The organism is Erythrobacter sp., from assembly GCF_039988855.1.
Classification (GTDB): Bacteria; Pseudomonadota; Alphaproteobacteria; order Sphingomonadales; family Sphingomonadaceae; genus Erythrobacter.
In genome coordinates, this window is sequence record NZ_JBDXIY010000015.1 from 108,766 (window position 1) to 131,588 (window position 22,823).

The 22,823-nt window shown below is 55.7% G+C and carries 20 protein-coding genes and 1 other RNA gene; 12 read left to right on the forward strand and 9 right to left on the reverse strand.

The features are described 5' to 3' along the window. Nucleotides 1-10: 10 nt before the first annotated feature. Both ABJ205_RS03435 and ABJ205_RS03440 read left to right on the forward strand, forming a co-directional pair. Nucleotides 11-352: a phosphotyrosine protein phosphatase gene (locus ABJ205_RS03435; protein ID WP_348156510.1), complete on the forward strand. Its 342-nt coding sequence runs from the start codon at nt 11-13 to the stop codon at nt 350-352. Then, nucleotides 349-1,044, forward strand: a complete 696-nt coding sequence (locus ABJ205_RS03440; protein ID WP_348156513.1) for an aspartate/glutamate racemase family protein — start codon at nt 349-351, stop codon at nt 1,042-1,044. Before ABJ205_RS03435 ends, ABJ205_RS03440 begins: the two co-directional genes overlap by 4 nt. Before the next feature lie 38 nt (nt 1,045-1,082). Here ABJ205_RS03440 and mtgA read toward each other — a convergent pair whose 3' ends face one another. Continuing rightward, a complete protein-coding gene (mtgA, locus tag ABJ205_RS03445) occupies nt 1,083-1,763 on the reverse strand; it encodes a monofunctional biosynthetic peptidoglycan transglycosylase (protein WP_348156516.1) in 681 nt (226 codons plus the stop codon). A 107-nt stretch (nt 1,764-1,870) separates the two neighbouring features. Here mtgA and ABJ205_RS03450 point away from each other — a divergent pair, with 107 nt between their 5' ends. Further along, a complete protein-coding gene (locus ABJ205_RS03450; RefSeq protein WP_348156518.1) occupies nt 1,871-3,220 on the forward strand; it encodes an amidohydrolase in 1,350 nt (449 codons plus the stop codon). On the opposite strand, the gene ABJ205_RS03455 is transcribed toward ABJ205_RS03450, so the two are convergent. After that, nucleotides 3,217-3,858 (reverse strand): sortase, encoded by a 642-nt coding sequence (locus ABJ205_RS03455; RefSeq protein ID WP_348156521.1) that lies wholly within the window; start codon nt 3,856-3,858, stop codon nt 3,217-3,219. The two genes, ABJ205_RS03450 and ABJ205_RS03455, sit on opposite strands and share 4 nt — an antisense overlap. Beyond that, nucleotides 3,858-6,173: a marine proteobacterial sortase target protein gene (locus ABJ205_RS03460; protein ID WP_348156524.1), complete on the reverse strand. Its 2,316-nt coding sequence runs from the start codon at nt 6,171-6,173 to the stop codon at nt 3,858-3,860. Before ABJ205_RS03460 ends, ABJ205_RS03455 begins: the two co-directional genes overlap by 1 nt. A 172-nt stretch (nt 6,174-6,345) precedes the next feature. Between ABJ205_RS03460 and ABJ205_RS03465 the strand changes: the two genes are divergently transcribed. Then, entirely contained in the window at nt 6,346-7,119 is a 774-nt protein-coding gene (locus ABJ205_RS03465) for a helix-turn-helix domain-containing protein (protein WP_348156526.1), read from the forward strand. A 20-nt stretch (nt 7,120-7,139) separates the two neighbouring features. Here ABJ205_RS03465 and ABJ205_RS03470 read toward each other — a convergent pair whose 3' ends face one another. Then, the gene (locus ABJ205_RS03470) at nt 7,140-8,378 is read right to left on the reverse strand and encodes an aspartate aminotransferase family protein (RefSeq protein WP_348156528.1); all 1,239 of its coding nucleotides are present in this window, start codon (nt 8,376-8,378) and stop codon (nt 7,140-7,142) included. A 162-nt stretch (nt 8,379-8,540) separates the two neighbouring features. On the opposite strand from ABJ205_RS03470, the gene ABJ205_RS03475 reads away from it, so the two are divergent. After that, the gene (locus ABJ205_RS03475) at nt 8,541-9,092 is read left to right on the forward strand and encodes a hypothetical protein (protein ID WP_348156531.1); all 552 of its coding nucleotides are present in this window, start codon (nt 8,541-8,543) and stop codon (nt 9,090-9,092) included. A gap of 2 nt (nt 9,093-9,094) precedes the next feature. Here ABJ205_RS03475 and rpoH read toward each other — a convergent pair whose 3' ends face one another. Together rpoH and ABJ205_RS03485 are read right to left on the reverse strand one after the other, a co-directional pair. Then, the gene (rpoH, locus tag ABJ205_RS03480) at nt 9,095-9,994 is read right to left on the reverse strand and encodes an RNA polymerase sigma factor RpoH (protein ID WP_348156534.1); all 900 of its coding nucleotides are present in this window, start codon (nt 9,992-9,994) and stop codon (nt 9,095-9,097) included. 114 nt (nt 9,995-10,108) lie between these two features. Then, entirely contained in the window at nt 10,109-11,062 is a 954-nt protein-coding gene (locus ABJ205_RS03485; protein WP_348156536.1) for an RluA family pseudouridine synthase, read from the reverse strand. Between the two features lie 18 nt (nt 11,063-11,080). Between ABJ205_RS03485 and ABJ205_RS03490 the strand changes: the two genes are divergently transcribed. From ABJ205_RS03490 to aqpZ, 5 genes are all read left to right on the forward strand, one after another. Further along, nucleotides 11,081-11,482 carry a M67 family metallopeptidase gene (locus ABJ205_RS03490; RefSeq protein WP_348156539.1) on the forward strand — a complete coding sequence of 134 codons (402 nt, stop codon included), beginning with the start codon at nt 11,081-11,083 and terminating at the stop codon, nt 11,480-11,482. Nucleotides 11,483-11,614: 132 nt separating this feature from the next. Continuing rightward, a complete protein-coding gene (locus ABJ205_RS03495) occupies nt 11,615-12,268 on the forward strand; it encodes a histidine phosphotransferase family protein (protein ID WP_348156541.1) in 654 nt (217 codons plus the stop codon). 5 nt (nt 12,269-12,273) lie between these two features. After that, nucleotides 12,274-13,017 carry an N-acetylmuramoyl-L-alanine amidase gene (locus ABJ205_RS03500; RefSeq protein WP_348156558.1) on the forward strand — a complete coding sequence of 248 codons (744 nt, stop codon included), beginning with the start codon at nt 12,274-12,276 and terminating at the stop codon, nt 13,015-13,017. A 39-nt stretch (nt 13,018-13,056) separates the two neighbouring features. Continuing rightward, complete coding sequence (locus tag ABJ205_RS03505) at nt 13,057-15,003, forward strand: alkyl sulfatase dimerization domain-containing protein (RefSeq protein ID WP_348156544.1); 1,947 nt, start codon at nt 13,057-13,059, stop codon at nt 15,001-15,003. 95 nt (nt 15,004-15,098) lie between these two features. Then, entirely contained in the window at nt 15,099-15,794 is a 696-nt protein-coding gene (gene aqpZ / locus ABJ205_RS03510; RefSeq protein WP_348156547.1) for an aquaporin Z, read from the forward strand. Nucleotides 15,795-16,039: 245 nt separating this feature from the next. Here aqpZ and ABJ205_RS03515 read toward each other — a convergent pair whose 3' ends face one another. Then, nucleotides 16,040-16,357, reverse strand: a complete 318-nt coding sequence (locus ABJ205_RS03515) for a hypothetical protein (protein WP_348156549.1) — start codon at nt 16,355-16,357, stop codon at nt 16,040-16,042. Between the two features lie 115 nt (nt 16,358-16,472). On the opposite strand from ABJ205_RS03515, the gene ABJ205_RS03520 reads away from it, so the two are divergent. Further along, nucleotides 16,473-17,081 carry a helix-turn-helix domain-containing protein gene (locus tag ABJ205_RS03520; RefSeq protein WP_348156550.1) on the forward strand — a complete coding sequence of 203 codons (609 nt, stop codon included), beginning with the start codon at nt 16,473-16,475 and terminating at the stop codon, nt 17,079-17,081. Between the two features lie 47 nt (nt 17,082-17,128). Then, nucleotides 17,129-17,550, forward strand: an RNA gene (gene rnpB, locus ABJ205_RS03525) — RNase P RNA component class A. A gap of 15 nt (nt 17,551-17,565) precedes the next feature. Here rnpB and ABJ205_RS03530 read toward each other — a convergent pair. Further along, nucleotides 17,566-19,056, reverse strand: a complete 1,491-nt coding sequence (locus ABJ205_RS03530; RefSeq protein WP_348156553.1) for an FMN-binding glutamate synthase family protein — start codon at nt 19,054-19,056, stop codon at nt 17,566-17,568. A 149-nt stretch (nt 19,057-19,205) separates the two neighbouring features. Then, on the reverse strand, nt 19,206-22,730 hold the full coding sequence (locus ABJ205_RS03535) for an autotransporter domain-containing protein (RefSeq protein ID WP_348510004.1): 3,525 nt from the start codon (nt 22,728-22,730) through the stop codon (nt 19,206-19,208). Nucleotides 22,731-22,823: the final 93 nt, after the last annotated feature.

A 22,823-nucleotide genomic window follows, 5' to 3' on the forward strand; every position in this document is an offset into this window, starting at 1 on the left:
TCACTTGGGTGTGGCAGACCGCAACTACTTGTTCATTTGCAGTCAGAATAAGCTCCGCAGCCCAACTGCGGAGCACATCTTTGCTGACCTTGACGGTGTGGAGACCCTTTCGGCAGGCACAAATCGTGATGCAGAAACCCCTCTAAGCGACGAGCTCATCGAGTGGGCAGATTTTGTCTTCGTGATGGAGCGCGCGCACCGGACCAAGGTTGAGAAAAGGCATAGGTCTGTTTTGAAGGGCAAGCATGTGATCGTGCTGGACATTCCCGATGAATATAAATTCATGGACCCACATCTTGTCCGCCTGCTCAAAACTAAGATGCGGCGTTGGCTGCCAATTGAGGACAAATGAAAACCATCGGAATTATTGGCGGAATGAGCTGGGAAAGTTCAGCGCAGTATTATGCGCTGATCAATCGCACGATGCGAGAGCGTTTAGGGGCGCCGCACTCGGCAAACATCCTGATGGATAGCCTGGACTTTGGTCCCGTTGCCGAAGCGCAAGCGTCAGGCGACTGGGATCAATTGGCCGATACGCTGATCCAGAGCGCTGAAAATTTGGAGGCGGGCGGGGCGGATTGCATCGTTCTTGCCACGAACACCATGCACAAGGTCGCTGATGCAGTTGAAGAGGCGGTTGACCTTCCGTTCATTCATATCGCGGACAGCGCAGCTGACGCGGTTTGCGATGCTGGGATCATCAAAATCGGACTGCTCGGCACGGCCTTCACCATGGAAGAACCCTTCTACAAAGAGCGGCTTGAGGAACATCATGGCCTCGATGTGGTCATCCCTGAAGCGCAGGACCGTGCAGAGGTCCACCGGGTGATTTTTGAAGAGTTGGTTGCAGGGCAGATCATCGATGAATCGCGCGAAGCTATCCGCGATAAAATCACACGGCTTGTGGACGAGGGCGCGCAAGGAGTGATCCTAGGCTGCACCGAAATTGGCCTATTGATTGATCAAAGCGACAGCGCAGTACCGTTGTTTGATACCACACAGCTTCACGCACATGCTGCGGTGGAATTCGCTCTGACTCAATAAGCCGGCGGAATTTGCAAGAACCGCCATTAGGCACGCGCCTACTCGTAAATACACGCCGCCAGCCCATCGCGTTTCACCACGGGGATACTGCGTTCTATGCGGTTGCCATGGCCGGCGAGCCAGCCTCCAGGATTTTTCACCAGACGCTTTTTTGGCAGTGGTAAAGCCACCGCCATCCGGCTCGCTTCATCAGGCGTGAGGCGGGCAGCGGAATGGCCGAAATACCGCTGCGCACCGGCTTCTGCACCGTATGTGCCGATGCCGGTTTCGGCGACATTGAGATAAACCTCCATGATGCGTTCCTTGCCCCAGATCGCCTCAATCCAGAAGGTGAACCAAGCCTCTAACGCTTTGCGAAAATAGCCTCCACCCTGCCACAAGAACACGTTTTTTGCGGTCTGCTGGCTGATGGTAGATCCGCCTCTGATCCGGCCGCCTTTAGCGTTTTCAAGGGCCGCCTTTCCGATCGCCTCGGGGTCAAAACCCCAATGGCTACAAAACTTGGAATCTTCAGAGGCAATCACAGCATAGGCGAGGTTAGGATCAATATTCTCAAGCGCTTCCCAATCCTTAGTGATCGAGTTCTCGTCCATAACCATGGTGGCCGTGATCGGAACAGGGATCCATTTGAATGCAATCACCAACACGAGGGTCACCCCAACGAACCAGAGGATACCCTTTGCCAAAATACGTAAGAGGAAATTGCCGATACGTTTCATGTTTTTCCATTTAGGGTGCCTATCCCAGCGCTGCAATTGCGCTTCGCGACTTGCGTGTGAACGAAGGGCGTGCTTTTTGGCAAAAAACTTCGGGAAAGAGAGATTACATGACGCTATTCCGCACCGCCGCCGCAGCTATTGCCCTTTCGTTTGCAAGTGCACCCGCGATTGCTTTGGCTGATGACCACAATGTTGATCATGCCGCTATCAAAGCGGCCGTGGAAGCGGATTACGACAGTTATCTCGCGCCGCTATTTGTGCATTTCCACCAGAACCCAGAGCTGTCATTTCTCGAGAATGAGACCGCAGCGCGCATGGCTCAGGAACTGCGCGAGGCAGGGGTTGAGGTTACCGAAGGTGTCGGCGGGACCGGCGTCGTTGGTATGCTTGAAAACGGTCAAGGGCCCCTGATCCTTATCCGCGCGGATATGGACGGGCTCCCCGTGGTCGAAAAATCGGGTCTCGATTATGCGTCGACTGCCACACAACTTGGCCAAGATGGCAAAGAATACCCGGTCATGCACGCCTGCGGCCACGATGTGCACATCACCTCGCTTGTTGGCACAGCCCGGAAACTGGTTGAGATGAAGGACAGTTGGTCAGGCACGATCATGTTTATTGTCCAGCCCGCTGAAGAGCGTGTGGGCGGGGCAAAGGCGATGCTGGCAGATGGCCTTTATGAGCGTTTTGGCAAACCTGATTATGCGCTCGCGTTCCACGTCGCCTCGCAGCTGCCCACGGGCAAGATTACAGCTGCCGAAGGGATCCAATATTCAAGCGCGGACAGCGTGGATATCAAGGTCCCAGGCATCGGTGCACACGGTGCGAGCCCGCACGCAGGGCGCGATCCGGTGTACATTGCTTCGCAAATTGTGACAGGACTGCAATCCATCATCAGCCGTGAGGTCCAACCATTGCAGCCTGCTGTGATAACCGTTGGATCATTCCACTCTGGCTCAAAACACAACATCATTTCTGACCTTGCAGAGCTCCAACTCACGGTGCGGGCCAATGATGAAAAAGTGCGCGCGCAGCTCCTCGATGCGATTAAGAGGATTGCGGTCAATACGGGTAAAGCGCATGGGCTGCCGGACGATATGCCCGTCGAAGTAGTCGTGAGCGAGGGCACTCCTGTGACTTACAACGATGTCGGGCTTGCTAAGCGATTGAATGGCGTAATCAAGCGCGACCTTGGTGAAGAGACCTTTCAGGAATTTCGTCAGCAAGGAATGGGCGCGGAAGATTTCTCATACTTTGTGGCCGAAGATCTGGGCGTTCCCGGATATTACTTTGCGGTTGGCGGCACCCCGCAGGAGGCCTTCGATGAAGCGGAAAATGGTGGCCCGGCTGTGCCAAGCCACCATTCGCCATTGTTCAAGGTCGCGCCTCGGCCCGGTGTCACTTTGGGTACACGGGCGATGATTGCTGCGGTGTTTGATCTGGCACCGTCCAGCTAAGCGTCTTCGACAAGTTCGGCCCATACAATGCGGCGCAATGATCCCGGTGTGCTGGTCCCAAAAGGAAAGCATGTGGTGAGCATCACAAGACCGCCATCGCCATAGGAATTGCCTTGGGTTGGGTGAGTGAACTCGTCCCAGCGCACCGTTTCAAAATGGGTGATCCTGAACATGGCGCGTGATCCGTCCACACGCTGAAGCGTTAGGCGGTCGCCTGTGCGCAGGTCTTTGACATACTCAAAATGCGTGTCCTTATGCGCGGCAAGGATAGTGAGTGCGCGAAATTTATCATCGATCAAGGCGGTCGGGCCAAACGCCATCGCCTCGCCTGATCCACCTGACAACACCACGTCGCTCTTGCCAAGGCGCGGCATTGTGATCCGGGCAATGGGCGCGGTGTCGGCCCAGCTCCACGGCTTGACCGGACTGCCGCTATCGACGCTGGCGTTAAAGGCGCGGTTGAGCAGGAGCTGTGCCACTTCAGCTTTTATAGGGATATAGAGCGCTTTTGCGGTCACCGCAGCGCCGCTCAAAAGCAGGCTAGCGATGACCAGCAAAGGCAGAGCGCGCGCGAATGCTCCTTTCTTATGCGCGCGCTCCTCATGGATGTCGGGGAAGTGGGCGGAAACGGTCGACATCAGCGGGCTGCCAGCTGGAGGCTTGGGGCATCCAACTGATTGGCCAACCGTTCCCGCCGCCACCACATCGCACCTGCCAACCCTGAGAGTAGCAAGGTAAGGCCGATGGCGAGGGTGAGCTGATACCCGGTGAAGGTGTTAGGCAATTGCAACCTTCGACGTTCTTGCGCATCGCGGGCCGGCAGATCTCGAGCTGCCCCCGAAAGCTGTGCGCCGAAGAGATGATTGAAGTCCCAACCCGCAGGCAGCAGAAGCGGAAGCTCTTCGCGTATCAAGCGGGCACCATCCGGACGGCTGGGTGTTTCATCGACTGCGATCAGGCTGGTCCGGCTAGTGACGAGGTGAAAGTCCATGCCCAGCTCCTCGATTGACGCATCTGCGCGCTCATAAGTCGTCTCACCAGAATAACGCTCTGCTTCGACTTCTGCGATCCGGCGGCGGGCCCAGAGTCTCGCCACAACATCGCCTTTGCTTGCCTCGGTCAGATCGATTTGCTGGCTCCAAGCCTTGCCGCCAATTCGTCCGCTGACCGTGAGTGTTCCAGTAAGGTGCTTTGTCCGGCCAAGCAGGACGAGCGGCTCGCCTGCATAAAGGTCAGGCAGATCACGCGGTGCAAAGTCGATGTTTCCGCCTGAAACGCTTGCAGTGAGGTTGGTGGCAACCGGTTTGCTTAACCGGTCCAAGAGGCGCTGCATCTGAGGTTCGGCCTCATCGCCATAACCCACATTGGTGAAGGTACCGCGACCAGCTTCGGCCATACGGCGCATCAAGTGGTTGTTGGGAGCAGAGCCAATCCCGACCATAAACACACGGCTGCGGCCACGGTTTTGGGCGATCTCGTGCATCATATCCCGCTCATTGGAAAGCGATCCATCGGTCAGGAAGATGATCTGACGCAAAGACCGGCCCGATGCGGCGCTTTCTGCTGCGCACTCGGCGGCTTCCACCACGTCGTTTGTCCGGCACTCATCTAACGCAGCTTGCAACGCTGGGAGCATTTCGGTGCCGCCATCTGCTTCCAGCGAGTGGGTGAAGCTCTTGCCGATGGCGATGTTTTCATCTGTCGCCGGAACCGCGCCGACGAAAAGCTCGTCCATGGTGTGGTCAAAACGAATGATGTTGAAACGATCCTGTGGGCGCAATGTCTCCAGCGCGTAGAGCAGGCTGCGGCGGGCCGCTGGCATGGAATCTCCTGCCATTGACCCCGAATTGTCGATCACAAAAATCATCTCGCGCGGAGGCACCACCGCATCAGTTGGTTCAGCGCTAGGCGGGGTGATGGTGGCCATCACATAGTCGAGCGTGCCGTGGGTCTGCTTGAACAGGCCAAGCTGCGGCGCTTCATCGCCAGCGCTCCACCGCAATTCAAAGTCGCGGTTCGCAGGAACAGCCCCGTCTTTAAGGGTGATCGTCCGTCGCTCTCCTTGGCCGGCCACTTTGACCGCATGATAGGGGCTCGAAATCGCTTCGGCTGTAAAGCCCGGATCAAGGTTTACTGTAATCGAAACTGGGTTGAGACCGCTGCCAGCTTTCGCGACCATATTCGGGTCAGCGGTTGGCGCGAGGGTATCGTCTGCACCTGCGAGCAACGCTGCTCTCGCCAAAGACCCATCAAGCGAGCCATCTGCGTTGGCTGTACCAGCGATATAGCGCGGTCCGACGACCAAAGGCATTCTCAGCGAGTAATCGCCCTTGATCTGCTGGATCGGTGCCTGAATTTCGATTTGAATGAGAACGGTCTCACCCGGCCCCACATTGGCAATCGAGTTTTTAAACATGTTGGGACGGTGCTGTTCAACAAGGCCCGCTTTCTGGCCATTCGCCTTGGCTTCCTCGTAGATTTGCTTTGCCTCTTCCTTTGGCTTGATCTTGCCAGAGAAGATGCGGTCACCCACCACCATCTGAAGCGTGTCCACTGCACCGTTTTCGGGGAGCGGGTAGAGGTAGGTTGCCTCCATCCAATCCTCGGATGTGTTGCGGAAAGCCTGCGTCACTGTCACGCGGGCAGTCTGACCTGCAACATCGGCGACAATGTCGGTGCCCAGCCGCACGGCTGGAACGCTGGTCGCGACACCCTTTGTGCTGGATGAACGTAGCATCAACCCGCCATCGGACGAGGCAGGTGCGGAATGCACGCGTTCAGCTTGCGGCGAGGTTGGGGCTGGCATCACTCCAGAAGCAGGCCCCGCTACTGCAGGCCCCGCCACTGCACGCGAGCTCATCGTAATCGCGGTAACCGCAAAAAGGGCGAGCACCCCCAAAACACCCATCACAATCAGTGCATCTCGGTTCGGAAAAACCGCAATTCGTCGCATGTCAGCCTCCATTCATCGTTGAGTCGTATCTCAGTAGCGACGAATTGAACCGGACTGCCACGGCCAATCCCAGCCAATTTCCGCCGCTAGGGCGCACAGCTGGATGGCTTGAGGCAGAGTTTTGCGGATTTGTGCGGATATGTCCGGCAAGTGAGAGACACAGGAGGATGCGATGGGGTATGAGGTTGTGAGCGGAGGGATGATGAGCGACTTTGACGATGCAAGTGTGGCGGCGCGTCTACGCGAAGAAATCGCGCGGCAAAGGCTGTCACGGGCCGGATTGGCGCAAGCTGCACGTCTTTCTATCTCCACACTTGAAAAGGCCCTGTCGGGGCGCAGGCGCTTTACGCTGGCTACGATTGTGCGGTTAGAGGAGGCTTTGGGCGCGCCCTTACGCAGCAGCGTTGTTACAGAGCCGGTTGCTCTAGCGCCCTATCCCATGCACGCGCCGGCTGAAATGGGATCATACTCCCGGCCTGCCGTTCGTTGGATCGAAGGTGAGTATCTCACTTTGCGAGCAAGCTTTGGAGAGGATGGTGCTGTCTATGCCTACCGCACGGTCATCGTGTGGGATGATGCCAAAGGACATTTGGTTTTCTCAGAAAGCGACCGACTGGATGCGGAATTTGAACAAGGCGGGTTTGTTTCCATGCCGCATCTATCGGGCCACACCTATCTGATGACCAGCGAAGAAGGGCAATACCGCATGATTATGCTGGGCCGGGCAACACGCGAAGCGCGCATGTTTGGCCTGCTCTCCACCTTGCAAGTGGGGCAAGGCTCGCAATTGGTGCCGGTCTCGTGCCCTGTGGCATTTGTGCCCTTGGGGCAAATGGTGGACCAACCCGTGTTTGGGTTTGTCGGCGAGAGTAGTGAACGATTTGATGAATACCGCCGCGTGCTCAATATGGCGATGGCCGACGATTTCTGCCGCTTGCGAGAGTGATTGAATATGGCTCTGCGGTCTTAGTTATAGCGGGCTTCAACCTTTTCCCCTTCTTCGCCAGCCGCAACAATGGCGCAGCTTTCCTTCAAGTCCGAGAGGTAAAGGTCGATCACCTCTGCATGCTTGGGGGATAGCATAAGATGCAAGCTCGGCGGATCGATCGTAATCGAGGTGAACCAACCTTTGCGATACATCTCGGAATAGAGCTTGAAACTGTCATGCATGGGATGCCGAAACGCGATCAGGCCTAAAACCGGATTGCCGAGAATTTCGAACCCGAGTTTTTTAAGCCCTGCTTCAGCCCGTTCGCGCGTCTTGCAAACGAGGCCCTGTTTTTCGCAATAACCCTCAACGCCAAGCACATTCATAACCGCCCAGGCCGCTGCAATTGCGCCGCCGGGCCGGGTACCCGCAAGTGTCGGCGTTTTCATCGGGGCGCCGCTCCAATTTTGCGTGTCGAACGGCATGAAATCGTACAATTCTGCATTGCGGAAAAGTACCGTCGATGCCCCCTTCGCGGCATAGCCATATTTGTGTAGATCTGCGCTGATCGATTTGACGGCTGACACTTCAAAATCGAACGGCGGCACCGCAACCCCATTCATCCGGGCAAATGGTGCGAAATAACCGCCCACACAGGCGTCTGTATGGAGCCACACGTCTTTGGCCTCGGCCACTTTTCCCAAAGCCTCAATCGGATCAATTATCCCATGCGGAAAGTTTGGCGCGGAGCCGATCATCATGACCGTTTCTTCATCACACGCTTTACCCATCGCCTCTGGGTCCGCTTCATAGCTTCCGTCGGTTTTTACCGGAATGCGGCGCACCTCAATGTCCATCAAATGCGCACCTTTATCAAAAGCCGGGTGAGCAGATTGGGGGAGTACAAAGTTGCCCGGCCCCTCAAGGCCTTTGTGCACGCGGGCAAAGTCACGGGCCGCCTTAATTGCCATCGTGATGCTGTCGGTGCCCCCTGACGTCATCGAACCTGCCGCGCCTTCGGGTCCATGAAGAATGGAAAGCGCCATTTCGATCACCTCACGCTCCATTTGCGCAAGCGATGGGAAGGCAAGGGGACCAAGCCCGTTTTCGGACATATAGAGCGTGTATGCTTCGTGCTGGACCCGGGCGATCTCTGGCCCTGCGTTGAAAATATAGACTGCCGTTTTTCCATCGCGCCACTTTGCATCGCCAGCACCGCGGCTCTCCATCTCCTTACGCAATGTTTGCCAGTCTTGTCCGGTTTTGGGCATGTCCATGATGTAACGCTCTCCCTTGTGCATTGACTGGTAGACCTGTCACAGCAGTTGACACAATTCAAATGCTTGAGAGTGGAATAAAGCGCGGTGATTATTGTATTGGAAGGGATTAGCGCTGCGGGAAAGACGACATATGCCCGTCAGTTTGGCGATGGTCGGTTTGTGCCCGAACTCCCGGTTAAAGGCGACCTTCCAGATGCGGAGGCCAGCCTTGATGAACATGCCTATTTTTGGGCGCAGCACAATGTCCGAAAGTTCCAAATGGCGTTGGAGATTGAGCGCGAGCATGGCGTGGCAGTCTGCGATACGGACCCGATGAAAATCCATTTTTCATGGTGCATGGAACGCGCTGGCTTTCACTGGCCTGATAAGTTCGCGCACGCGCAAGGTTTTGTCCGCGACGCCATCGCAAAAGGCAGGCTGGGTTTCGCCGATCTCTATCTGGTCAAACGCATCGAACCATCCGTGGCGCGTGCCCAGAAAGAAGGCGATGCGACCCGCAGGCGGGGTAATTTTGAACAACACCTCGCCTTGCAACCGCATTTGATTGCTTGGTTCACCGTGATGTCAGACGTGCTCCCGGGGAAGGTGCGTTGGGAGTTTCCGGAGAGGGAGGCATTGCTGGCGGAGCTAAAAAGCAAAACGCCGGAGGAGGCCCCCCGGCGTTTTGATGTTTCTATTTTTGATGCGCTGCTGAAGGGCCTGCCTCAATAGGCTCAAGCCATTCCGGGCATCAAGCGGTCGCCTGCGATCCGCTGCATGGCTTTTTGCAGCTTTTCAAAAGCGCGCACTTCGATTTGGCGGATGCGTTCACGGCTTACGTCGTAAACCTGTGAGAGCTCTTCGAGTGTTTGCGGGCTTTCTGTCAGGCGGCGCTCGGTTAGGATGTGCTGCTCGCGCTCATTCAGCGAGTCCATCGCCTCAACCAGCATTTCATGGCGCACGGTCGCTTCCTCAGCGTCAGCAACTGTCTCATCCTGAAGCGGGCGATCATCGGTCAGCCAATCCTGCCATTCACCAGCACCCTCTTCGCCGCCGCGCATCGGTGTGTTCAGTGAACCGTCACCGCCCATCATCATCCGGCGGTTCATATTGACGACTTCTTGCTCTGGCACACCAAGATCGGTCGCGATTTTGGTCACGTCATCGGGGTGCAGATCGGAATCGTCGTAGGCTTCGAGCTGTTTCTTCATCCGGCGAAGGTTGAAGAACAGTTTTTTCTGGGCCGCAGTGGTGCCCATTTTGACAAGGCTCCACGAACGCAGAATGTATTCCTGAATGCTCGCCTTGATCCACCACATCGCGTAAGTCGCGAGGCGGAATCCGCGGTCGGGTTCGAATTTTTTGACGCCCTGCATCAGGCCAACGTTACCCTCGGAAATCAGGTCCGAGACAGGCAGGCCATAACCGCGGTAACCCATAGCGATCTTCGCAACGAGACGAAGGTGCGAGGAAACCAGCTGCGTGGCGGCCTCAGGATCTTCGTGTTCGGCGTAACGCTTGGCGAGCATATATTCCTGCTCAGCGGTCAATACGGGGTATTTTTTGATTTCCGACAAATAGCGGTTGAGGCTTTGCTCGCCGCTGAGTGCCGGAACTTTTGCTTTAGTGCTCACGTTAATTCCAACCTTTCTTGCGTCGACCTCGACTTTTCGGACCCCTGATGGGCATCCGGAGTTGCGGGCCACATGGTTACATATAAACGAGTTTGCTGCGTTTTGCAGTGCATTTCATCGATTAAAACGTTCAAGTTCGTCGATTAGTTCCCTCATGTCAGGCGGTAAATCCGCAGAAAACCGTATTTCTTGCCCTAAAATCGGATGTAGGAAACCCAATTCAGCCGCATGAAGTGCCTGACGGGCGAATCCGAGGTTTGAAAGCAAAGGTTTCAAGGGTTTCGGCGTCTTGCCGTACAATTGATCTCCTAATAGCGCGTGACCGATTGATGCGCAGTGAACACGCACCTGGTGCGTTCGGCCGGTTTCTAAACGACATTCAATCAAACAGCTCGAGTCGAGCTTCTGAAGCGATTTATAATGGGTAACGGCGTGTTTCCCGCGTGAGGAATTCTTTGGCAGGACGGCCATTTTCTTTCGGTTATGGTCTGAGCGCCCCAATCTTTCATCAATTGTACCCAAGGAAGGGGTAGGATGGCCTGCGCAAACAGCCAAATACCGCCGATTGACAGAATGTTCGGCAAATTGTGCGGCGAGGCCTTCGTGTACCGCATCAGATTTGGCCACCACAAGAAGGCCAGAGGTGTCTTTGTCGATACGGTGGACAATGCCGGGCCGTGCAACTCCTCCAATGCCGGATAGGCTCCCATCACAGTGGTGGAGAAGCGCGTTCACCAGTGTTCCGTCCAAGTTACCAGCAGCCGGATGCACAACCATGCCAGCGGGTTTGTTGATTATGATGAGGTGCTCATCCTCGAATACAACATCGAGCGGGATGTCTTGCGGTTTAGTTTCAGCCTCGATCGCGGGAGGAACCGTAACGAGGAAACTTGCGCCTTTTGTCACCTTCGCACTGGCCGAGGTCATGGGCTTGCCATCCACTTCCACGTGCCCTTCGCCAATCAGCGCCTGTACCCGTGCACGCGACAAACTGATCGCCTCAGCGACCGCCTTGTCGAGCCGGGCTGGGGCGGCAATTGTGCCTTTGATGACTTCCTTATCGGACATGTCTAGAACTCATGGGCGATGGCTATCAAAGTGACAAGTGAAGTGCTTGAAGCATTGCGCGAAGCAGCGAAGCGCGCTGACCCTTGCGAGGCTTGCGGCTTATTGTTGGGAGAAGCGGTGCAAATCACGCGGTTTGTGGAGGCGTCCAATGTGCATGCTAGCCCAGAAACGCATTTTGAAATCGACCCGCAGGCACTCATTGATGCGCACCGCGCTGCGCGGATGGGTGGACCTAAATTGCTCGGATATTTTCATTCGCATCCAAAAGGGCCTGCAAAGCCCTCTCAAACCGATCAGGACATGGCATCGGGCGACGAAATGATTTGGGCGATTGCCGGCGAAAGCGAGATTGCGTTCTGGCATGACCTTCCCGAAGGGTTCCGGCCACTTTCCTACGCAATGGTAGATGGGCAAAATTGAGCTTATGCAGCGCGGGACCGTTCAATTTTTGAGCCGCTTTGGTGGAACATTCGTTCCCGCCTGTGGTCGAAGAAGTCTTTTGGCCTTAGACAGTGTGCCAAGTGTGCCAAACTTTGGGAGCCAATGGGCTAAATGACCTCGCAAACTGACCTCGCCGCGCTTTTATGTTCGCGCCTTTGCCATGATCTCTTGTCGCCTGTCGGCGCTTTATCCAACGGGATTGAGCTACTGGCTGATGAAACCGACCCTGAGATGCAAAAACGCTGTGTCGAATTGCTTGAACAAAGCGCAAAGACCAGCACGGATAAGCTCAAATTCTTCCGCTTGGCGTTCGGCGCAGCGGGCGGGTTTGGTGAATATGTTCCCGTCGAAGAAGCACAAGAAGTGATCGGTTCGCTTGCTGCAGGTGCAAAGCGAGTTGAGCTTAATTGGGCGATTTCTGATGCAAAGCTGCCGAAGGCGGCGGTCAAGGTGATGCTAAACCTATCGCAAATCGCTCTTGATGCTTTGGTGCGCGGTGGAACACTCGATATCGGGGCAGAGCGCACGGGCGGCAATGTCGAGATAGTCGCGCGCGCCACGGCGGAAAAACTCGCTTTTGATGAGACGATTGGCCAAGCATTGCAGGGCGAACTCGACGATGCAGAGATCACAAGCCGCACGGCGGCTGCGCACATGATCGCATTGCTGGCCAAGGATATGGGCGGTGGATTACAGTTTGCGATGACGGACGGTGCGCTTGTGCTGGGCGCGGTTCTGCCAGAGCCGGAGGGCATGATAGGGTGAGCCAAATGCAAAACGGTGATTGGCGTGATATGGAGGTGAGCGAGCTTGTTCACCGGGTTATGCCTTCGCCCAATTGCAACGAGCGCAAAGCTGCGATCAGCATGCTGGTCGTCCACTATACCGAAATGAAGCCGGTCGAGACCGCTCTTGATCGTCTTACCGACGCTGAGGCGGGCGTGTCTGCCCATTATCTCATCACCGAAGAGGGTGAGGTCATCCAATTGGTCAGCGAGGCGAAGCGTGCTTGGCATGCGGGTGCGTCCTATTGGCGTGGAACCAAAGATGTGAACTCAGCCAGTATTGGGATTGAGCTGGATCATCCGGGCCATGATCCTGCGAATGGCGGATATCGCGGCTTTACCGAAAGCCAGTTCGAAGCCTTGGTCCCGCTGGTCGCTCGCGTTGTCAAAGACTATGACATCGCGCGTGCCAACGTGGTCGGGCATTCGGACGTCGCGCCAATGCGCAAGGTGGATCCAGGTGAGCTTTTCCCGTGGGAACGTTTGTCGGAATACGGGCTGTGCTTGCCGACCCCTGCAAAGTTTGCGCAGAGTGACCCTTTCGACAATGATGGCGCCTTCCTTCTCGCGCTAGAACGATTTGGTTATGACATAACCGAGGGCATTAAGGCGATTGAAGCGTTTGAGAGACGTTGGCGGCCCGAGCGGATCGAAGGTAAGCCGGACGCGCAATTGGGGGCGATTCTTTGGCAATTGCTGCTTGAAAGGGATCAAGGATTAACTCGCTAGCTCAAGAGGGCAGTGAATAATTGGGAACGAGGGGACATTATGAGGCATTTGGCGGCAACAGCCTCCGTGTTGGCATTGCTTACTTTGGCGGGAAATTCACCCCCACGGCAAGGCGGCGCAAGCGAGCAAACAGTGGCTGCCAATGCCAGTGTCGCACAAGAGCTCCCACTCGAAGATACTGCCGATTTCGAGAACGCTCGGCGCGGGCTATTAGCGCAGCTTGAGGGCGATATGCTCAATGATGATGGCAGTGTCGCCTGGTCGATCCCCGAATATGACTTTCTCAGCCAAAAGGCTCCCGATACAGTCAATCCATCGCTTTGGCGGCAAAGCCAACTGACCGCGATCCATGGCCTGTTTGAGGTTGTTCCCGGCATCTATCAGATCCGCGGCTATGACTTATCAGTGATGACCTTGATCGCAGGCAAAAGCGGTTGGATTGTAATCGATCCACTTTTGACGCCTGCACCGGCGAAATCCGGTCTTGCATTGGCCAATGCAACATTGGGTGAGCGTCCCGTTGTCGCCGTTCTCTATACCCACAGCCATGCTGATCACTTTGGCGGTGTGCTTGGAGTGACATCGCGCGAAGCTTTGGCGGCGGGCGAAGTTGAAATCATTGCCCCTGCTGGCTTTACCGCCGAGACCGTGGGTGAAAGCGTACTTGCAGGTGCGGCAATGGGGCGGCGGGCGCAATATCAATTTGGCGCAAACCTGCCTGTTAATGCGCAAGGTGTTGTGGGTGTGGGACTTGGTCCAAAACTGTCCACCGGACCCATCGGATTGTTGCCACCTACACGCGAACTTGGCGTAGAGAGCGAAACGCTTGAATTGGACGGCGTGGTGTTCGAATTCCTCGATGCGGGCGGAACCGAAGCACCTTCGGAATTCGTCTTCTACCTACCGCAATATGAAGCGGTTCACACCGCTGAGGTCGCGACCCGCAATTTTCACAATATTTTGACTCCGCGCGGCGCTTTGGTGCGTGACAGCCTCAAATGGAGCCGCACGATTGACGATATCTTGATGCAGTTCGGTGCCAAGTCATCCGTGATGCTGGCCTCTCACCATTGGCCGATATGGGGCGAGGACAATGTGCGCGAAGCGCTGCGTAATCAGCGTGACACATATCGTTTCACTCATGACCAAACCCTGCGCCTTGCCAATCAAGGTGCCACTATGGACGAGATCGCAAACGCAATTGGCGAACCAGACTTTGCCGCACGCGATTTTGGAACACGTGGGTATTACGGCACATATGAGCACAATTCGCGCGCTGTCTATCAACGCTATTTCGGCTGGTGGAATGCAGTTCCGTCTGACTATGATCCTCTGCCAAAGATCGAAGAAGCAACCAAATGGATTGAGGCGCTTGGCGGGGCTGATGCAGCTCTTACCAAAGGCCAAGCGGCGTTTGAGGCAGGCGACTACCGTTGGGGCGCGCGACTTTTGCAAACCTTGGTGTTTGCACAGCCAGAAAACGAAACGGCGCGGCAATGGCTTGCGGCAACCTACGAACAACTCGGTTTCCAATCGGAGGGCGGGACGTGGCGCAATATCTATTTGTCAGCGGCGGACGAACTGCGATCTCCGCGCGAGAATGCTGAGTTAAATACGGCTACAACAGGGGTGCTCGCGGCCATTCCAACCCTCGACCTGTTCGATGCGCTCGCGACGCGGTTCAATCCTGCGAAGATGAACGCGGCACCGGCGATGCTTCAATTCATATTCCCTGACACGGAAGAGAGCATCACCGTCGATATGCGTCGAAGCGTGATGTACCCGCGCGCAGGTTCAGTCGAGGCACCTGTAGCCACGTTTACTGTCGCCCGCAGTGATTTTAACCAACTGCTCGCGCAAGAGGTTGATATCCAGACGCTAATTTCGAACGAAGCGGCGACGATTGATGGCAATCCGCTTGCGCTTTTGGCGCTATTCCAATCGCTGGATCAGAATGATCCGCAGTTCAATATCATCGTGCCTTAAAGGGGGGGGGGGGCGGCTTTACAATTACTCACAGCAAATCTGCGGGAAATGTGCTTTAATAATTGAATGACAATGAAATGAGGGAGGGATCGACAATGTTAAAGAAACTTGGAGCTGAGTTTGTAGGAACATTTTGGCTGGTTTTCGGGGGGTGCGGTGCTGCGGTTCTTGCAGCTGGTTTCCCTGAGCTTGGCATTGGTTTTGTGGGCGTGTCGCTCGCCTTTGGCTTGACAGTGTTGACCATGGCTTACGCGGTTGGCCACATATCAGGTGGTCACTTCAACCCTGCTGTGTCTTTGGGCCTAGCGCTTGGTAACCGGTTCTCTTGGGGTGAGCTTCCGGGTTATTGGGCTGCGCAAGTGCTTGGCTCTTTTTGTGCTGCGGGCGTTCTCTATGTCATCGCAAGCGGCGCACCCGGCTTTGAAGCGGGTGGCTTTGCTTCCAATGGGTTTGGTGAGCTGTCGCCAGGCGGTTACTCAATGACCGCCGCGCTGGTGGCTGAAATCGTGCTGACCGCTGGGTTCTTGATTGTGATCCTTGGCGCCACTTCGAAGAATGCCCCAGCAGGCTTTGCTCCGATTGCCATCGGTTTGGCGCTGACATTGATCCATTTGATCTCTATTCCGGTGACCAATACCTCGGTCAATCCGGCGCGTTCGACCAGCGTCGCTTTCTACGCAGAGACTGCGGCTGTTCCGCAACTTTGGTTGTTCTGGGTTGCGCCGCTCATTGGTGCCGCAATTGGGGCACTGGTGTGGAAGTTGCTACTGGATGACGATGCCACCGAATAGGTTGCAGGATTTCGGAAACCGGGGCGGAATGTGTTGCCCCGGTTCCCTATCTTCAGGACCAGATCGCTTGAAGAACACGGCTTAGAATGTGGCTGGCCAGCGCAAGCCGGAGCCACACTTACGGACATTAAAAAAAGCTCACCAGCACCAATCGCCAAGGCAGGCGATTAGCGGAAACATTGCCGCTGCGCATAATGCCATGAAGGTGGATATTGCAGGATACTGGATGTCAGATATTCTTCCGCTTACATTTCCATATCCATGCCCTCGGCGACGATGATGTTTCCGCCAAGGTTTAGGTGGGGACACGCCATGGCCATTGCCCCAGCTTCCTCGCAGGTCGCAGCTTCAATGATACTGATACCGTTGAACGTGCCTTCATCGCCGACGCGCGTTACCCCGTCTTTGCTCGCGGTAACTGCCTGACTGAATGGCATGCCCGGTTCGATCATCGCATCGCCGAGGCCCGCAGACCACTCGCGCCATGCGATCATGTGCTGCTGACCTTCTTCGGGGGTCTTTGGCGGCTGTGCGTCACGATAGATAAACGCAAATTTGGGCATTGTAATCTCCTGCTCGGTTGAAAGAAGCATGGTTTTCTCACCGATCTAAATATGTTCAAGAACATAGATTGAAGCCTGCTAGAGGCGAGCAAAGGCGAAGAATTAAGGAGCGAAGATGCCCTATTCAAAAGAGCATAAAGAGCGAGTGCGCGTGCGCATCGTCGAAGCTGCGCGGCGCATGTTCAACCGACATGGTTTTGACAATGTATCGATTGACCAACTTATGGCGGAAGCGGGACTGACGCGTGGAGGTTTCTATTCCCACTTTGGCAGCAAGGAGGCCGTGTTCGCGGCGGCAACTGCAAGTTTCCTCAACGGGCGCGGTGCCGTCTGGCGTGAGCAAGCAGGGGTCGATCCGACAGCCGGTCAAGTCGAAATGGCGCAGCGGATGGTGGCGTCCTACCTCTCACATGAGCACCTTGTGCAAATTGAAGACCAATGCCCGTTGATCGCTTACGCTACGGACGTGGCGCGCGCCGGGCCGCAAGTTCAAGAAAGCTATCGAGAATTGCTGGAAGGGATGGTTAGCTTGTTCGAGCACAATTTGGCGGGATATCAGGGTGACCGAGCGCAGCGTGCGCGCGCTCTTGCCGCAATGTGTGTCGGCGGCATGGTGATCGCCCGTGCATTGCCTGGGACCGATACGGCCGAGGACATTCGTAAAGCTGCCTTAACCGAGGCGGAGACATGCTGGATCGCGAACCGGAATGATCGCGCAGCATAAGCAATCCTTTTGCAAATCCTGCCTTGAAACCCTATAGGGCACGGCGTCAGGGGGCTGAGGCAACCGCGTGTGCTTTTGGGTATGCGAGGAAAGTCCGGGCTCCACGAAACAAGGGTGGCGGGTAACGCCCGCCGAGTGTTCGCTTTCGGGCGGGCGCTTAGGGAAAGTGCCACAGAGAGCAAACCGCCGATGGGTCCTTGGACCACAGGCAAGGGTGAAAGGGTGCGGTAAAAGCGCACCGGGGCTCTGGTAACAGCGTCCGCATGGCAAACCCCACCCGGAGCAAGGCCAAATAGGGGTCTCGCGCTCACCGCAAGGTAGGGCAGGGGCGTTTCGCCCTGAGGAGACCCGGGTTGGCTGCTTGAGCGCGTCTGGCAACAGACCGCCCAGATGAATGGTTGCCGCCGCAGCGCTGGTCGAAAGATACCGGCTGCGGAGACAGAACCCGGCTTATGACGCCCCCTGATGCTTATAACGCGATTGTCTATGCCGCTTGGTTATCCGCGCCTGCCTGAGGATACAGCTCATCCAGTGGTCGTGACCGTCCATCTGCGCATCTCAACCGGACATGGTAACGCTGCATCAAACGGGGCCGTTTCACCCCAACACTGTGAGCGATAATGCCCACTTCCTTGCGGATTTGGTTAACGAAATTGGCGACACGGACCGCTTTGTTTGCAGGATCGAGGCCTCGCTGCAAAGCGGGATCGTGGGTCGTGATACCGGTGGGACAGGTATTCTTGTTGCACTTCATCGCTTGGATACAGCCGAGGGCAAACATGAACCCGCGAGCCGAGATTGTGAAATCTGCCCCCGCGCATAGAGCCCAAGCTACCTCAGAAGGCGTCACCAACTTACCGCTGGCGATGATACGGATACGGTCTTTAAGTCCTGCTGCATCGCGCATATCGACCATCATCGGCAGGGCTTCGCGTAACGTCAGGCCAACGTGGTCCATTAGCGGAAGAGGTGCAGCGCCAGTGCCGCCATCTCCGCTGTCGACGGTGATGAAATCGGGCGCACTTTCTGGACCGCGGCGATTGATCTCTTCGAACAGATTTTTAATCCAACCATGGGCACCGACTACAGTCTTGAAGCCCACTGGTTTGCCAGTCACCTCGCGGATGCGGGCAATCATATCGAGCAGTTCGACACTGCTGCCAATGTCGGGATGCCGGTTGGGCGAGATCGAGGCTTCGCCTTCGGGAATACCACGGATCGCCGCGATTTGAGCGTTCACTTTAGCGCCGGGAAGGATCCCGCCTTTCCCGGGCTTTGCGCCTTGGCTGAGCTTAAGCTCAAACATCTTAACCTCAGGATGTGCTGCGACTTCGCGCAGCTTGTCGTCGCATAGGTGGCCTTCTTTGTCTCGGACGCCATACTTGGCCGTGCCGATCTGGAAAACGATATCGCAACCGCCATCGAGATGATGGGGTGAAAGGCCGCCTTCCCCGGTGTTAAGCCAACATCCGGCATTGGCCGCGCCGTTGGAAAGGGCCGTGATAGCGGGCGTGGAAAGCGCGCCATAACTCATGCCGGAGATGTTGAAGAACGAGGGAGCGTTATAAGGTTCACGCGCGACCCCTTCGCCGATGACCATGGGGACGATCCCATGTGCTTCGGTCTCTAATGTGGGCCACGGACAATTCACAAAGATTGGGGTGCCGACAGGATCAAGCGTCTGTGTGGACCCGAAGGCAACATTGGTCGAGTGAGCTTTGGAGGCATCGTTTACCCATTCGCGCTGTGCGCGATTGAAGGGCATTTCTTCGCGGTCCATTGCAAAGAAATACTGCCGGAAGAACTCTCCCAGCTCGGACAAGATATTCCGCATCCTGCCAATCACAGGATAGTTGCGCCTTACCGTGTCGCTTGTCTGATATCGATCGATGAAAAATAGCACGACAAGCGCCAAGGCAACCACTCCAATCACGAGGATAAATAGCGAAGTGAGTATGTTAAGAATGGCTGTCATTGCGATTGCTACCCGAAGTTAGAAGCTCAGTGTTTGGGGCATAAGTTTCCCCGTTATGTTATTTTATTGTTCTCTTACAAAAAAATGCCGGGCCTTGCCAAGAGGCAAGACCCGGCGCTTTGTTAGAGCCGGAAAGCTCTAGCCGAGATTTAGAAGCGCCAGCTCAGCGACGCCTGCGCCTGATCGTTCGAAAGAACGCCTCGGCCCATATCCGATGTGACAGACACAGATGCTGATAAGTTGTTCCCCAGCAGCATCTCTGCGCCTGCATTCAAGCTAACCCATTGCGGGTCGAGTGAGTTTGAAAGCTCAAACGTCGTGTCTGCAGCACCGAAGAAGTGTGCAACCACTGTGTCCTCTGTGTCAGCCAGTTCGCGGGCATAAGCCACCGAACCGAACGCACGCAGGGAGTTCTTCTCAGACGCCATGATATCGACGCTGGCCATTGCACCGACCTTCGCGCCAAGCGAAGTGAAGGCACGGTCGGCAACGCTGAGACCAAAAGCTCCAGCACCCGTCTCATCAAAGCCGCCGAGACGGTTGTTGAGATAGTCCAAGCTGGCCACTGGGCCGACTTCAAGCCCTTGAGCAAGGTCGAAGGCATAGCCAAGGCGAACACCACCGAAGACTTGATCGCCATCGGACCGACCGATTGAGTTGTCGAAGGCATTCAAGAACTCGCCAGAAGACTGGCGGGTTGAGCCCAGACGTTGGTCAGCTGTACCGGCATAACCATCTGCGAAGAGACCGCCATCGCTGTAGGTCGCGTAGATTGCGACCGAGCGGCTGTTGTCTTCTTGCGGCTGGTTACCTGCAAGCGCCAGCTGGCTGTTGCGGATGTTAGAGACCGCCACACCGAAGCTAAAGCCTTCCGACACACGCAGATCAGCACCAACGGTGATTTCACCGGCTTGGTTCAGAGACAGCTGCTCAAACGCATTCGCGCCGATTTCGCCGGTGCTCAGACCGTTGATCCCAAAGGCACCGAATCCCGCGGTACCATTGCCAGTCAGGCCTTGCTGAACCTGGCCACCGTTGCGGTAGACACCAGAGGCGGTGCCGAACATGCCGACTTTGCCGATTTCAGCAGGCGCTCCGCCCGCAATTGCGTAGCTCGCATTGCCTGCAGCCGTGAAGCCACCAGCAGCCCGCGATCCATCACGCAGAGCCAGAGTGCGCTGAGCAATCTGGCCTGTGAAACGATGCGAGAACGAGTTTGCGGTGAAGGTTTGGTTCAACGCGCTCACTGGTGAAATCGCTGTCAAAGTGCTGCCGAGGGTGTCGAAGCTTGCAGCATCGACGATGTCGAACAGACCAACGAACTCTGCGAAGCGTGATGAACGAAGGCTATCAAGCGCGCCGCCAAGCGATTCCGTCTGCGTTCCGCGACCAAGACTACGAAGGCTGCGTGCAGTGATCTCAACAATCACCTCATTGCCTTCAACACGGCTTTCAGCCTGCAAGGTCGCAGAGCTGCTGAGAAGCACAGTGTCATCAAACGAACCATCGATCGCACCAGCGTTTAGAGCGGCATACTCTGTACCGAAACGAAGACGACGGTCAGTTGTGTCTACCAGAAGCGTACCACCAAGGAACGCAGTCCCAGTGATGTCATACGAGTCCGAGGTAATCGCTCCGCGGCGACCACGACTGAAGTCTGACAAAATGGCCCCAGCAGCCGTTTGGAGAAAATCACCATTGATGGTCATGTCGCCAAACGCGCCAGCACCGCCAGCGTTGACAAGGCCGTTGCCGTTCAGAAGTGCGTTGGTGTTGATCGTGCCACCGTCACCCCCAAGCTCACCGCCGACGAGAAGGTAGAACGGTGTATTCACCGTGCCATCAACTTCTACCAAGCCACCGAATTGTTCGATGTCTTGGATGACGTCGAAGCTAAACGGTGTATCCACGAACAGTTCAGCGTCTCCGCTGTTAACGACCAGTTTGTCGATCTCTACATCGAGATCAACAGTGGTGCGGCCAGCATTGTTCAGGTGAACTTCGAAGTACTGGGCTGGGTTCGCGAATGCGACGCCAACTGAACCATCGGTGTTCTGAGGAACAAAACCGGTCGAACCTGGGCCAAGCAAAGCAGAGCTTTCAGGAACTGTCGTATCGATGGCGTCAAAGCCAGGCGTGATGTCGGTTGGGAAGCCAGAGATATCCTGACCCAAAACCGAACCAAAATTCCCATCGGATGAAGTGATGCCTGGCTCGTTTCCATCAGGAATGCCGTTCACAATGTTGCCATTGACATCCTGAATGAAGAAGCCCGGATCGAGATCCTGCGTCCAATGTGTTGAATCAGACCAGTTACCATCACCAGCGTTCGCTGAGACATACTTATACGCCGTATTCTCAGTAATGAACTCAAAGAATGGATAGAGCGGGTTGTAAAAACTCACATCGGAGTAGGTGCCGCCCAGCTGAAAGAAGTCAAATCCGCCAGAAAGGACACCGATAGCAAGCGGGAATTCCGCAAGCTGATCAGCCACAAGTGGAGAGCCTGAATCGCCTGGTCCCGTGCCTGCTTCGCCCGGAAGCGCGTCACCATCGAAGAAGTCGATTGCAAGGATGTCTTCGAGAGTACCACAGGTAATGGTGTCACCTGGATATTCACATCCAGCTTGTTGCTCAGGCGTACGGTCCGGATTGTCGAAATCAGTCCAGTAGTAGTTTTGACTTTCAAAGCCGAGTATTTGCGTTGCTGGTGCGAAATCAGGGAAGACACCGTCGATAAAGTCACCGAGGCTGCCTCGAAGGCCCAGCATATTCTCACCGACGCGGCGAAGGAAACGGTTACCCAAGTTGTCACCGCCATTAAGACCGGTGCCGTTTGTACCGTAGCCAACTTGCAGCACGTGCGTTGTTTCAGCCAAAGGTGAGAGCAACAACGACAAGGAAGGAACATCGGTAATCGGCGCGTCAAGAGCGACCAAAGCGATATCCGCCCATGGGAAACCAATCCCTTCGTTGTCTGGGTTGGCAACATGGTGGATGATAACGTCTGTGCTCGAAGCCGCGCCGCCATCGGCATAACCGGCACCTGTCTGAGCGGTGGTAATCAACCGATCAAAGCTATCCTGCCCGGTGGCGATCAAGAGTGTGGTATCTGCTTCGCCTGGAAGACCATAGGTTTCCGAAGAAATGGTCGAAATCGGACCCTCGCTTCCATTCACACAGTGAGCAGCAGTCAGAACCGTACGCGCGTTAATCACACTGCCCGTGCAGTTGAAGAAGATACCGCCAGCATCGGGACCTGTGTTGACCTGTTGGAAAATGTGAACCGCATATGGAGCAAGATTGTCCGGGTCGCCAAAATCTACGCCCACATCATCGCGCACAAGAAGGCGCTGCTCTGGATCAACGACTGAACCGATGAACCCGTCGGCGGTGCGTGAAGTACGGAAATCCGTAATCGTTGCAGCGTCGGCCTGGAATTCGAACGCGCTGATCCCTTGGAAGGTGTTGAGCGGCGCCATTGTTGTACGCGCATTCGAAGAATCAGCGCTGTCAGACTCATTATCCGCTTCCAGACGGAATGAGACTTCATCAGTTGAACCGTCGCCGCCTGCTGTCGCTGCTTCACCGCCGGAGGCGTAAGCAGGTGCAGTGGCAAGAGCTCCAGCAAGAGCCATGCAGCCCGCGCTAGAGAGAAGGATACGATTTTTCATGTATTACCCCTTTGCATAGATGTTTCCCCTGCAAAGGAAGCTACATATCTAGGGGATATTTCCCAAGTTAATTTTTACACAAATTTTACTTTT